This is a genomic window from Micropruina sp. (genome assembly GCF_047607385.1).
Classification (GTDB): Bacteria; Actinomycetota; Actinomycetes; order Propionibacteriales; family Propionibacteriaceae; genus Micropruina.
In genome coordinates, this window is the sequence record NZ_JASGDE010000001.1 from 1 (window position 1) to 11,934 (window position 11,934).

Below are 11,934 nucleotides of genomic sequence, written 5' to 3' on the forward strand. Positions count from 1 at the left end.
GCACCGGCCGCCGGGGCCGTCCCCGCCGCGACGCCGTCGCCCAGCCCGAGCCGCACCGAGTTCACCCCGTCCGGGCCGGCGCACCTGGTCGGCCTGGGCGATTCGGTGATGGCCGGGACCAACTGCGACTGCGACGGCATCGTCGCGGGGCTCGCCGACTCACTGCAGAGCGCCTGGAAGGTACCGGTCAGCCAGGTCAACCTGGGCGAGTCCGGCGCCACCACCGACGACCTGCTGGACGACCTGACCAACGACCCGCGGACGATGAGCGAGGTGGGCCGCGCCGACGTGGTGCTGGTCATCATCGGCGCCAACGACCTGACCGACGACCTCGACACCTGGCGCCGCACCGGCTGCGAGCGCAGCTGCTACCAGCCGCACGTCCGGCAGATGCAGAGCCGGCTGGCGAAGATCCTGGCCCGGATCGCGAACCTGGAGGGGACCCGGCCCTACACCCTTGTCGTCGACGGGTACTGGAACATCCTGACCGACGGGCAGACCGCCCTGCAGCAGGGCGGCTGGCCGCAGCTCAGCTGGAGCCGCGCGGTCACCGCGGCCGTCGACGCCGCCATCCAGGACGCCGCCGGCGCGGCCGGAGCCCGCTATGTCGAGTTGCGGCCGGTGTTCGCCGACACCGCCGACCGGCTGCTGGCCGACGACGGCGACCACCCCAATGCCGCCGGCGTCGCGGCGATCGTCCGGGCGAACCTGCGGGCGTTGCGCGGGTGACGGTGGTTGGATAGCAGGCATGCCGCAGTTCGGACGTCCTGCCAGCGCCGCCACCGAGGCCGTGCGCGCAGCCCGCGATTTCCTGTTCGATCACGCCACCGACTACGACGGGGCCGTCGCCGGTTTCCGCTGGCCGGAACTGAGCGAGTTCAACTTCGCCCTGGACTGGTTCGACGTGGTGGCCGGCGAGCATCCCGACCGGCCCGCGGTCACCATCGTCGACGCCGACCTGCACGCCCGGAGCACCAGCTACGGCGAGCTGTCCCGGCGCTCCGACCAGGTGGCCGCCTGGCTGAGGAGTCTGGGCGTCCGGCGCGGGGACGCGATGATCGTGATGCTGAACAACACCATCGAGTTGTGGGAGATCCTGTTCGGCCTGCTCAAGGTGGGCGCGGTGGCCATCCCGACGTCCACCCTGCTGACCGCCGGCGAGCTGGAGTTCCGGGTGCGCACCGCGGGCGCCGGCTACACCATCGCGCCGACCGCCCTGGCCGACCGGTTCACCGGCCTGCCCGCCGGGGTGACCCGGATCGGCGTCGGCGACCCGGTGCCCGGCTGGGTCGACTTCGCCGACTCGCACAGCGGTCCGGACGCCTTCACCCCGGACGCCCCGACCCTCGCCGGCGACACCTGCCTGCTCTACTTCACCTCCGGCACCACCGCCCGGCCCAAGCTGGTCCGGCACACCCAGGTGTCCTACCCGGTCGGCCACCTGTCGACCATGTGGTGGCTCGGGGTACGGGCCGAGGACGTCCACTTGAACATCTCCTCACCGGGCTGGGGCAAGCACGCCTGGAGCAATTTCTTCTCCCCGTTCCTGGCCCAGGTGACGGTGTTCATCTTCAACTACGCCCGCTTCGACGCCGCCGCGCTGATGCGGGTGATGGACTCGCACCAAGTGACCACCTTCTGCGCGCCGCCGACGGTGTGGCGGATGCTGATCCAGGCCGACCTGACCCAGCTGCACCGTCCGCCGCGGGAGCTGGTGGGTGCCGGCGAGCCGCTCAACCCGGAGGTGATCGCCCAGGTCCGGGCCGCCTGGGGTTCGACCATCCGGGACGGCTTCGGCCAGACCGAGACCACCTGCTGGGTGGGCAACTCCCCTGGTCAGCTGGTCAAGGACGGCTCGATGGGGCGTCCGCTGCCCGGCTACAACGTGGAGCTGCTCGACCCGGTGACCGGCGAGCCCGGCCAGGACGAGGGTGAGATCTGCCTCGACCTGGCCCGGCGTCCGCTGGCCCTGATGAGCGGCTACTTCGGTGACGACGCCTACACCGCCGAGGCGATGCGGGACGGCTACTACCACTCCGGCGACATCGCCAGCCGGGACGCCGACGGCTACCTCACCTATGTCGGCCGCGCCGACGACGTGTTCAAGGCGTCCGACTACAAGATCAGCCCGTTCGAGCTGGAGTCGGTGCTGCTGGAGCATCCGGCGGTCGCCGAGGCGGCGGTGGTGCCCAGCCCGCACCCGGTCCGGCTGGCGGTGCCGAAGGCGTTCCTCACCCTGGCCGCGGGCTTCGAGGCGTCCGAGGCGACGGCACGGTCGATCTTCGACCACGCCAAGGCCAACCTGTCCGGCTACCAGCTGGTCCGGATCATCGAGTTCGTCACCGAGCTGCCGAAGACCATCTCGGGCAAGATCCGCCGGGTCGACCTGCGCACCCGGGAAGCCGCCCGGGCCGCCGGGAACGAGCCGGAGACGTCCGAGCAGTTCCGGTACTCCAAGCAGCGCTGAGGAACTCAGCGCATCGGGGGCACGGCCCAGGCCAGCACCGCGATGCCGACGCCGACCGCGAGCAGCACGATGGTGTCCAGCACCTTGTTGCGGACGGCCAGCAGCCCGACCCGGCGGTTGGGCAGCAGCCGGAGCAGCCCGCCGACGATGATGGACGCCCCCATCAGGGTGCTGCCCGAACGCCAGTGCCCGACGGCGGCGACGATCAGCCCGGCGAACACGCCCAGCAGCACGGTGGCCAGGGGCCACTGCCCCAGCACCTGCTGGACGAAGTTCTTCGGCGGCCGCTCGCCGGAGGAGGTCATGGCACCGATCGTGCCATGCGACGGCGGCACCTCAGTGGAAGAAGTGCCGGGTACCGGTCAGGTACAGGGTGACGCCGGCGGCCTGGGCGGCGGCGATCGTCTCGGCGTCCCGCACCGAACCCCCCGGCTGGACGATGGCCCGCACCCCGGCAGCGATCAAGATCTCCGGGCCGTCGCCGAAGGGGAAGAAGGCGTCCGAGGCGGCCACCGAACCGGCGGCGCGGTCACCGGCCCGCTCCACGGCGAGCCGGCAGGAGTCCACCCGGTTCACCTGGCCCATCCCGACGCCCACCGAGGCACCCCCGGAGGCGAGCAGGATGGCGTTGCTCTTCACCGCGCGACAGGCCCGCCAGGCGAACGCCAGGTCGGCCAGGGTGGCCTCGTCGGCGGCCTCGCCGGCTGCCAGCGTCCAGCTCGCCGGGTCGTCGCCGGGGGCGTCGATCCGGTCCGGCCGCTGCAGCAGCGCACCGCCGGAGATCGGCTGCAGCTGCACGCCGCGGTGGGTGTATGCGGCGGCGCGCAGAATCCGCAGGTTCTTCTTGCGGGTCAGCACCTCCAGCGCTCCGAGCTCGTAGTCGGGCGCGATCAGCACCTCGGTGAACACCCCGGCGATCTGCTCGGCCAACTCGACGCTGACCGGGCGGTTGGTGGCGATCACGCCGCCGAAGGCACTCACCGGGTCGCAGGCGTGCGCCTTGCGGTGCGCCTCGGCCACGTCCGCGCCGACCGCGATGCCGCACGGGTTGGCGTGCTTGATGATCGCCACCGCGGGCTCGGTGAAGTCGTAGGCGGCCCGGTAGGCGGCGTCGCCGTCGGTGTAGTTGTTGTAGCTCATCTCCTTGCCGTGCAGCTGCTCGGCCTGGGTGATGCCCGTCGGGCCGAAGCCCTGGGCGTACAGCGCGGCGGGCTGGTGCGCGTTCTCGCCGTAGCGCAGGGTGCCGATCTTGTCCCAGGTACCGCCGACCCAGGCCGGGAAGCCATCGCCGCCGGAGGAGTCGGTGAGCACGCTGCCCATCCAGGACGCCACCGCGACGTCGTAGCTCGCGGTGTGCACGAAGGCGGCGGCGGCCAGCGCCTGCCGCTGCTCCAGAGTGAAGCCGCCCTCGGCCAGCGCCGCGATCAGTGTCGGGTACTGCGCCGGGGCGGTCACGATCGCCACCGACGGATGATTCTTGGCGGCCGCCCGCACCATCGACGGCCCGCCGACGTCGATCTGCTCGATGCACTCGTCGACGCCCGCGCCGGAGGCGACGGTCTGGGTGAACGGGTACAGGTTGCTGACCACCAGGTCGAAGGCGGCGATCCCGAGGTCGGCGAGCTGCTCGCGGTGGGAGGCCAGCCGGCGGTCGGCCAGGATGCCGGCATGGATGTGCGGGTGCAGGGTCTTCACCCGTCCGTCCAGGCATTCGGCGAAGCCGGTGACCTGCTCGACCGAGGTGACCGGCAGGCCGGCGTCGGTCAGGGTCTTCGCGGTCGAGCCGGTGGAGACGATCTCGACGCCCGCCTCGACCAGCGCCCGGCCGAGTTCGGCCAGCCCCGACTTGTCGTACACCGACAGCAGGGCACGTCGGATGGGCAGGCGATCGGTCATGAGTCCCCCTTGGAGGCCAGTTCGTTGACGGTGTGGACGAGCAGGACGCGCTCGGCCACCTTGATGCGTTCGTGCAGCGATTCGACGGTGTCGCCGGGCAGCACCCGGACCGGCTCCTGGGCCAGGATGCGGCCGGTGTCCAGGCCGGCGTCCACCTCGAAGACGGTGGTTCCGGTGACCTTGACGCCGTGTTCCAGGGCGTCGCGTGGGCCGTGCATGCCGGGGAAGCTGGGCAGCAGCGCGGGATGGGTGTTGATCGTCCGGCCGCCGAAGCGGCTCAGGAAGGCCGGCCCGACCAGCTTCATGAAGCCGGCCAGCACCACCAGGTCGGGCTGCTGGGCGGCGACCAGTTCGGTCAGTTCGGCGTCCCAGGCGGCCCGGTCGGAGCCCTTGACGAAGGGGTGGACGAAGCTCGGAACACCGGCGCTCTCGGCGCAGGCCAGGCCCTGGGCGTCGGCCCGGTCGGAGCCGACCACGACCACCTCGGCGTCGAGTTCACCGGCGGCCTGGGCGTCCAGGAGTGCTTGGAGGAGACTCCCGGTGCCGGAGATCAGCACGGCGATGCGGAAAGCCATGAGCGGCAGCCTAGTGGGTTGGGCTGGGCGGTTGCGCGTCCGCGGTCGACGCCGGCGTCCGGTCAGTCCCGGCTCAGCCCGATGGTCTCGGTCTCCAGCGGTTCGGTGGGCAGGTCGAGCGGCTCGGTGCTGTCCTCGGGGGTCGCGTCGGCGGGCAGCCGGCGTCCACGCAGGAACCAGTGCAGCAACGCCGCGCCGGCGCCGCCGACCGCCATCGGCGCCGGGGCCAGCCAGAGCAGGTTGAGCAGCACCGGGCCCAGCCCGACAAGGCGTCCGGCCCCCAGGTTGCCACCGGACAGCGCCGCCAGCAGCAGCACGATCACCGCGGTGGCCAGGCCTGCTCCGGCACCCCGGGTCAGCCGGACGGCCAGGCTGCCGCGGGTGGCCGACCTGCTCGTCGCCACCCACCCGGCCGCGGCGCCGGCCAGCACTCCGCTGGCCAGCCAGGCGTAGCTCCAGGGGCCGCCGGCCCCCGGCTCCGGGACGGCGCCGAACACCGGGATCGCGGGCAGCATGCCGGCGGTGGTGAGCATCGGCGAGACCAGCGATCCGACCCCGACGCTGACCCCGGCGCCCAGCGCCCAACTCGCCGTCCAGGCCAGCAGGTTTGGCAGGAACAGCAGCTGCAGGATCACCAGCAGCCAGGAGCCGACGCCGTCCGGCGCCAGCGCCTCCTCGATCCGCACGATCCGCTCGCTGCCCAGCAACAGGCCGATCAGCAGCACGGCGGCGGCGATCGCGGTCATGGTGCCCAGCCCGGCCAGCGTGGCGCGTCCGATTCCGCGCAGTACGGGGGGCGGGTTGAACAGCGCGCGCAGCCGTCCGGCCAGTGCCCAGCCGGCACCCAGCCCGCCGACCGCCACGCCACCGACCAGCGCCCAGCCCACCCGCGGGCTGGCTCCGGAGGTCAACGCCACCACCCCGGCCACCGCGGCATAGCCGGCGGTGGCGAGCGCCCAGGCCTTCAGCACACCGCGTCCGTCGAGGCTCTCGACCGGGGCGGCGCGCAGCACCAGCGGCGTGACCGCGCGAACCACCAGCACGAACAGGGCGCTGAGGCCCAGCGGCGCGATGGTGACCAGCTGCGTGCCGACCACGGCACCGATCCCGTGCCCGGCGAGCCAGAACTGGCTGGCGAAGCCGAGCGCCGTCGGCACCGGCATCGCCATCGCGGTGAACCAGGCGACCATCACCAGCCCCGCGGTCAGCAGCCAGCCGGCGATCCCGGACGCCGCACCGGCGGCCAGCGCCACCGGGATCAGCGGAAACGTGGGCGCCGGCGCCGTCCGTTCCGGCGCGTTGACCTCGGACACCGTCAGGCGGACGCGGGAGCGGCGGCGTTCGGAGCGAGTCGGCATGATTCCCCATCGTCGCCGAGCCGAACCGCCCGCGTGGGCCGGACACGCCCACCGCCACTAAACTCGGCCGGGTTGACCCCCTTTCCCGACGACGAGGACCAGATGAGCGACACCGATCCGGAACGGCCGCGCAGGGCGTTCACTGCGGCCGACGGCGAGCCCGATCAGGACGGCGCCGCAACCGACCCCGAAGCGACGGAGGGCGCGTCCCGGGCCTGGGCACCCGCGGAGGGAGCCGGAGCCGCGCGGGACGACGACCCCGCCGACGGGGCCGACTCCGACGAGGAGACGGCACCGGACGAGCCGGAGGTCAGCACCCCGATTCCGCCGCCGGCGCCGGCCCTGCCGGAGCCGGCGCAGCCGCCCGCCGCCGGCCGCCGTTTCTCCGCCGAGGATCTGCCGGAAGGCTGGCAGAGCGCGGCCCCGCGCCGGTCCGCGGTCAGCGTCTCCTCGCCGCCCTTCTCCCCGATCGAGGCGCCGCTGCCCGCGGATGATGCGCCGGCGTCCGCCCCGGCGGAGACGTCCCAGGCGTCCGGCGAACTCGGCGCCGGCGCGGAGGCCGGCGTCACACCGGCCCCGAACCCGCGGCACCGGGCCGCCACCTGGATCATCATCGGCATCGCCGCGGCCCTGGTGATCGGGCTGCTGGCCTGGGTCGGTTCCCGGCAGCCGGCCCCGATCGCGGCCGCTCCCGCGACCCCGTCCGAGACCCCCAGCGAGAGCCCGTCCGCGACCCCGACCCCCGCCGTGGCGGCGGACCAGCTGATCGCCGCGGCCGACCTGGCCAAACTGCGCAAGGGCCTCACCTGGGCGGTGCAGGATCCTGCCGGCGCCACTCCTGGCGTCCCCCGCCAGCCGGCCTGCATCGAACTGTCCGGCACCGGCGGCGGATCGCCCACCGCCGAGTCCAACGTGCTGTTCGCGGCGAACAAGGGCGGCGGCGGTGTCCTGCAGGTCGTCCAGGCCTGGCCGGAGGCGGAGGCCGCCCGGACCGCCGTCGACTCGTTCGTGGCACAGGTCGGCGCCTGCCAGGGCGCCGTCATCCAGACCACCGACCGGGTCGACGGCCTGGCCGACACCGCGACCGCGATCACCACCCAGCTTCTCGACGGCAGCCGACACACCCTGTTGCTGGCCCGCACCGGCCGCTTCGTCTCGCTGGTCGACGGCTCCGTCCCCAGCGGCGCCGAGTTCGACATCGCCGGCCTGGTCACCGCGGCCACCCCCACGCAGCGACGGCAGTGCGGCCCGGCGTCCGGCGCCTGCCCCGGCAAGCCGAAGGTGATGGCGATCGCCCCGCCGGCGACCGAGACCGTGGGCTGGCTGGCCTGGGTCGACCTGCCCCGGATCACCGCCGGCGCCGGCACCTGGACGGCCACCGACCCGGCCGCGCCCAAGCTGGTCGGCAGCCAGTGCGAAGACGTCGATCTGAACAAGCTGCCCGGTTCGTCCACCTCCTCGCACCGCACCTATCTGCTCACCGACGACCCGAAGGCACCCGAGGGCTTCGGCATCGACGAGGCCGTGTACAGCTTCGCCAAGGCGTCCGACGCGTCCGCGATGGCGAAGAAGCTGGCGAGCAACTTCGCCGGCTGCGGCGACCGCACCCGGACCGCCACCGTCAAGGACACCGCAACCACCGCTCCGGACGCCGCCGGCAAGGAGTTGAAAGCCACCAGCTACCTGGTCACCCAGCGGATCAGCGATTCCAAGACGGTCAGCTTCCGGGTCGGTGTGGCCACCGTCGGCACCCGGCTGGTCTACCTGCTGGCCAATCCGTCGTCGAGCTACGACTTCAGCGACGACGCCTGGAAGGCCATCGTCGGACGCGCCACCCAGCGAGCCACCCAGTTCGCCTGAGGAGACGAGCCGGGGCACCCGACCGGCGGCGCACGTGGCGTCATCGAGGAGCTGACTGACGCCGACGGGAGCCACTGCCGCTTCGTACAGCGGCAGCGGCGCCCGAAGGTGTCAGTCCACGGAAGCCCTGACCGCGTCGGCCCACTCACGCCTGCGGTCCGTCACCGTCGAGCGGCCACGGCGCACCGGCCCGGAGCAGCGCACCTCGCAGTCGGGCCATCAGCCGAGCGGGCTGGTCGAGCAGCTTGTCGGTCACCCGCACCACCTGCCAGTCCCGTGCCCGAAGCTCGTCCTCACGGAGCTTTTCGGCAACCACCGCCGCCGGCTCGGCGTACTTGCCAAGACCGTCGCTCTCGATGAGCACACGCGTGCCGACCAGGCGCCCGTCCGCCCGGTAGGAGGTTCCCGGAACCTCGAACTGCGGCTCCAGGACGAACCCCCAGGCATCCAGCACCAGCGCCGTCCGCGACTCCAGCGGAGACTCCCGCCGTCCATCGCCCAGCCGCAGCACCGGGTCAAGCCGGGCGTGGCCACGATGCCCGGCCAACAGCGCCGACGCCTGCCGAACCTCGGCCAGCGAGGCCAGGCCCCTGGCGAGCGCTGCATCCAGCGCCATCAACCCGGACGCGGGTGACTCCAACGCGGTCTGGGCGATCACGAGCGGCACCGCGAGATCCTCGGACACCTCGACCTGGGCATGGATGATGACCTGGCGCCGACAAGCGGCCGCGCCGGGCCCGGTGCGCATCAGGTGGACCGTGCCCCAGTCCGGACGATGCACCGGCAGGCCGAGCAGCACAGCACCTGAGTAGTGACTCGCGCGGACGTGCGTACGCTCTGCCAGTTCAGCCTGGACGCGCAGCCGATGCAGGTCGGATGGCCACTCCGGCCGGCTGCCGGTATACCAACCGCGCTTCAGCCTGGTCAGCAGACCGGCACGGGCCGCCTGCCGAAGCTCGAAGTCGGTCACGCCGGCGGCTCTGGCCTGCTGGCTGGTGAACAGGCCGCGGTCGAGCAGGTACGGGGCAATCACGCGCGCAGTATGTGCCCGCGCGGCCAGAAGTGTTCAGATCTGCGGCGGCTGTGCAGGACCCGCCGCCCGACCCAGACGCCCCCCATGTGGCCACCGACACCAACGGGAGCCACTGCCGGTCTACAAAGCGGCGGTGGCTCCCGAAGGTGTCAGTCAGGTTGGGGCCGGGCGGACAGGCCCGCCTCAGCTCAGTCCCGGCCCTCCATGATCTCGCGGACCAGGGACGCGGTCTCGCTGGGCGTCCGGCCCACCTTGACCCCGGCGGCCTCCAGCGCGGCCTTCTTGGCCTGGGCGGTGCCCTTGGAGCCCGACACGATCGCGCCGGCGTGCCCCATGGTCTTGCCCTCGGGGGCGGTGAAGCCGGCGACGTAGCCGACCACCGGCTTGCTGACGTGCTCGGCGACGTAGGCCGCGGCACGCTCTTCGGCGTCGCCGCCGATCTCGCCGATCATCACGATGCAGTCGGTGTCGGGGTCCGCCTCGAACGCGGCCAGGGCGTCGATGTGGGTGGTGCCGATCACCGGGTCGCCGCCGATGCCCACCGCGGTGGAGAAGCCGATGTCACCGAGCTCGAACATCATCTGGTAGGTGAGCGTGCCCGACTTGCTGACCAGGCCGATCCGGCCGGGGCTGGCGATGCCTGCCGGGATGATCCCGACGTTGGACTTCCCGGGGCTGATCAGGCCCGGGCAGTTGGGGCCGATCAGCCGGGTCACCCCGCTGTTGGCCGCGTAGCGGTAGAACTCGGCGGTGTCCTTGACCGGGACGCCCTCGGTGATCACCACCACCAGCTCGATGCCGGCGTCCACCGCCTCGAAGACCGCCTTCTTGGTGTAGGCGGCCGGCACGAAGATCACCGACACGTTGGCACCGGTGGCCTCCTTCGCCTCGGCCACCGAGTTGAACACCGGCACCGGGTCCTCTTCGAAGGTGACCGTCTGCCCGCCCTTGCCGGGGGTGACGCCACCCACGATGCGGGTTCCCGAGCTGATCATCCGCTGGGTGTGCTTGCGGCCCTCGGAGCCGGTCATGCCCTGCACGAGCACCTTGGAGTTCTGGTCCAGCCAGATCGTCATCGACGGATGTCCTTTCAGTTCTTGCTGGCCAGCTCGGCGGCCTTGCGGGCGGCGGAGTCCATGGTCAGTTCCATCGTCACCAGCGGATGCGCCGCCTCGGACAGGATGTGCCGGCCGATCTCGACCGCGTTGCCGTCCAGCCGGACGACGATCGGCTTGGTGGCCTTCTCACCCAGGATCTCCAGGGCGGCGATGATGCCCTTGGCGACCTCGGAGCAGGCGGTGATGCCGCCGAACACGTTGACGAAGACCACCTTCACCTGCGGGTCGGAGAGGATGATGTCCAGCCCGTCGGCCATCACCTGTGCGGACGCGCCGCCGCCGATGTCGAGGAAGTTCGCCGGGGTCGGCGTGCCGGGGAATTCCTTGCCGGCGCCGGCCACCACGTCCAGGGTGCTCATCACCAGGCCGGCACCGTTGCCGATGATGCCGACGCTGCCGTCCAGCTTCACGTAGTTGAGGTGCCGCTCGCGGGCCCGGATCTCCAGCGGGTCGTCGCGCGACTCGTCGGCCAGCCCGGCCCAGTCGGTGTGCCGGAAGGCGGCGTTGTCGTCCAGCGACACCTTGCCGTCGAGCGCCAGGATGGTGCCGTCGCCGGTCTTCACCAGCGGGTTCACCTCGACCAGCGTCGCGTCGTTCTCCCGGTACACCTCGCCGAGCAGCACCAGCACCCGGGCCACCTCGGCCCGATCCGCCTCGGCGAAGCCGGCCGCGGCCACGATCTCGTCGGCCTTGGCGGCGTCCAGCCCGGCGATCGGGTCGACCTCGACGCGGGCCAGCTTCTCCGGATGCTCCTCGGCGAGCGTCTCGATGTCCATGCCGCCCTCGACCGAGCACATCGCCAGGTAGCTGCGGTTGGCGCGGTCGAGCAGCAGGCTGAAGTAGTACTCCTCGGCGATGTCGGCGCCCTCGGTGATCATCACCTGCTCGACGGTGTGGCCGTTGATCACCAGCCCGAGGATGTCGGACGCCCGATCGCGCGCCTCTTCGGGGCTGCGGGCCAGCTTCACCCCGCCCGCCTTGCCGCGGCCACCGGTCTTGACCTGCGCCTTCACCACCACGACCGGAGTGTTCAGGGTTCGCGCCGCCTGCTCCGCCTCATCGGGAGTCCGGGCCACGATGCCCCGCAGAACCGGCACCCCCTGGGCCTCGAAAAGCTCCCGAGCCTGGTACTCGAAAAGATCCACCGACACACTCCGTCCGTACTGGCAAGGTTTCCGCCCCGCGCAGGGCTAGCGTCACGATAGTCGGACCGGCGGCGCACCTGCACCCCGCCACCACGGCGCGGACCGGACGCCCCCTCGGCAGCCCTCTTCACGGCGCCAGGACCGCCGATTCTGAGAATCTCTCAAGAAATGCTAAAGTTACCGGCAGGTTTCCGGTTCTCGGAATCCACCCCACCGTCGCAACCAAGGAGATACCCGCGTGCGCCCACACGAGACTGAGCCTCAGGCGACCAGCCGGATTCGCTCTCGGGTGCTCCGTGGCACCATCGCCGCCCTGGCCATCGGCACCCTCGCCGGCGGGCTGGCGCACACCACCACGCGGCCCTCCTCCGCGGCCCCCGCGCCCCAGCCCACCATCGGCGGGTTCGACGTCGACGCGATGAACGCCCGCGACACCGCGCTCAGCCGCGACGCGGGCGGCCGGGCGCAGGCCCCGCAGGCGC

General features: G+C 72.2%; 11 protein-coding genes. 4 read left to right on the forward strand and 7 right to left on the reverse strand.

All coding sequences use genetic code 11. From position 1 onward, the window contains the following. Both QM582_RS00005 and QM582_RS00010 read left to right on the forward strand, forming a co-directional pair. Positions 1 to 729, forward strand: a 729-nt coding sequence (locus QM582_RS00005) for an SGNH/GDSL hydrolase family protein (protein ID WP_415080611.1), incomplete at its 5' end; no start/stop codon positions are given. A 19-nt stretch (positions 730 to 748) separates the two neighbouring features. Further along, positions 749 to 2,467: an AMP-binding protein gene (locus QM582_RS00010; protein ID WP_415080613.1), complete on the forward strand. Its 1,719-nt coding sequence runs from the start codon at positions 749 to 751 to the stop codon at positions 2,465 to 2,467. A gap of 5 nt (positions 2,468 to 2,472) precedes the next feature. On the opposite strand, the gene QM582_RS00015 is transcribed toward QM582_RS00010, so the two are convergent. The 4 genes from QM582_RS00015 to QM582_RS00030 all read right to left on the reverse strand — a co-directional run bounded on the left by QM582_RS00015 (position 2,473) and on the right by QM582_RS00030 (position 6,296). Continuing rightward, complete coding sequence (locus tag QM582_RS00015; protein ID WP_415080615.1) at positions 2,473 to 2,772, reverse strand: DUF3017 domain-containing protein; 300 nt, start codon at positions 2,770 to 2,772, stop codon at positions 2,473 to 2,475. Positions 2,773 to 2,803: 31 nt separating this feature from the next. Then, positions 2,804 to 4,363 carry a bifunctional phosphoribosylaminoimidazolecarboxamide formyltransferase/IMP cyclohydrolase gene (gene purH / locus QM582_RS00020; protein ID WP_415080617.1) on the reverse strand — a complete coding sequence of 520 codons (1,560 nt, stop codon included), beginning with the start codon at positions 4,361 to 4,363 and terminating at the stop codon, positions 2,804 to 2,806. Continuing rightward, positions 4,360 to 4,938 carry a phosphoribosylglycinamide formyltransferase gene (purN, locus tag QM582_RS00025; RefSeq protein ID WP_415080619.1) on the reverse strand — a complete coding sequence of 193 codons (579 nt, stop codon included), beginning with the start codon at positions 4,936 to 4,938 and terminating at the stop codon, positions 4,360 to 4,362. The genes purH and purN overlap by 4 nt, the downstream gene beginning before the upstream one ends. A gap of 62 nt (positions 4,939 to 5,000) precedes the next feature. After that, positions 5,001 to 6,296, reverse strand: coding sequence for a DUF6350 family protein (locus QM582_RS00030; protein WP_415080621.1), 1,296 nt, complete (start codon positions 6,294 to 6,296; stop codon positions 5,001 to 5,003). Between the two features lie 102 nt (positions 6,297 to 6,398). On the opposite strand from QM582_RS00030, the gene QM582_RS00035 reads away from it, so the two are divergent. Continuing rightward, positions 6,399 to 8,156: a hypothetical protein gene (locus tag QM582_RS00035; protein WP_415080623.1), complete on the forward strand. Its 1,758-nt coding sequence runs from the start codon at positions 6,399 to 6,401 to the stop codon at positions 8,154 to 8,156. A 145-nt stretch (positions 8,157 to 8,301) separates the two neighbouring features. On the opposite strand, the gene QM582_RS00040 is transcribed toward QM582_RS00035, so the two are convergent. From QM582_RS00040 to sucC, 3 genes are all read right to left on the reverse strand, one after another. Continuing rightward, entirely contained in the window at positions 8,302 to 9,189 is an 888-nt protein-coding gene (locus QM582_RS00040) for a type IV toxin-antitoxin system AbiEi family antitoxin domain-containing protein (RefSeq protein WP_415080624.1), read from the reverse strand. A gap of 188 nt (positions 9,190 to 9,377) precedes the next feature. Beyond that, positions 9,378 to 10,265 (reverse strand): succinate--CoA ligase subunit alpha, encoded by an 888-nt coding sequence (gene sucD, locus QM582_RS00045; RefSeq protein ID WP_415080626.1) that lies wholly within the window; start codon positions 10,263 to 10,265, stop codon positions 9,378 to 9,380. Between the two features lie 14 nt (positions 10,266 to 10,279). Then, a complete protein-coding gene (gene sucC, locus QM582_RS00050) occupies positions 10,280 to 11,452 on the reverse strand; it encodes an ADP-forming succinate--CoA ligase subunit beta (protein WP_415080628.1) in 1,173 nt (390 codons plus the stop codon). Positions 11,453 to 11,741: 289 nt separating this feature from the next. On the opposite strand from sucC, the gene QM582_RS00055 reads away from it, so the two are divergent. Then, on the forward strand, positions 11,742 to 11,934 hold a 193-nt coding region (locus tag QM582_RS00055), incomplete at its 3' end, for a hypothetical protein (RefSeq protein ID WP_415080629.1).

Excerpts from the sequence above, each read along its gene's own strand:
- QM582_RS00010 (WP_415080613.1), top strand. The coding sequence starts at position 749 with ATGCCGCAGTTCGGACGTCCTGCCAGCGCCGCCACCGAGGCCGTGCGC.
- QM582_RS00015 (WP_415080615.1), bottom strand. The coding sequence starts at position 2,772 with ATGACCTCCTCCGGCGAGCGGCCGCCGAAGAACTTCGTCCAGCAGGTG.
- purH (WP_415080617.1), bottom strand. The coding sequence starts at position 4,363 with ATGACCGATCGCCTGCCCATCCGACGTGCCCTGCTGTCGGTGTACGAC.
- purN (WP_415080619.1), bottom strand. The coding sequence starts at position 4,938 with ATGGCTTTCCGCATCGCCGTGCTGATCTCCGGCACCGGGAGTCTCCTC.
- QM582_RS00030 (WP_415080621.1), bottom strand. The coding sequence starts at position 6,296 with ATGCCGACTCGCTCCGAACGCCGCCGCTCCCGCGTCCGCCTGACGGTG.
- QM582_RS00035 (WP_415080623.1), top strand. The coding sequence starts at position 6,399 with ATGAGCGACACCGATCCGGAACGGCCGCGCAGGGCGTTCACTGCGGCC.
- sucD (WP_415080626.1), bottom strand. The coding sequence starts at position 10,265 with ATGACGATCTGGCTGGACCAGAACTCCAAGGTGCTCGTGCAGGGCATG.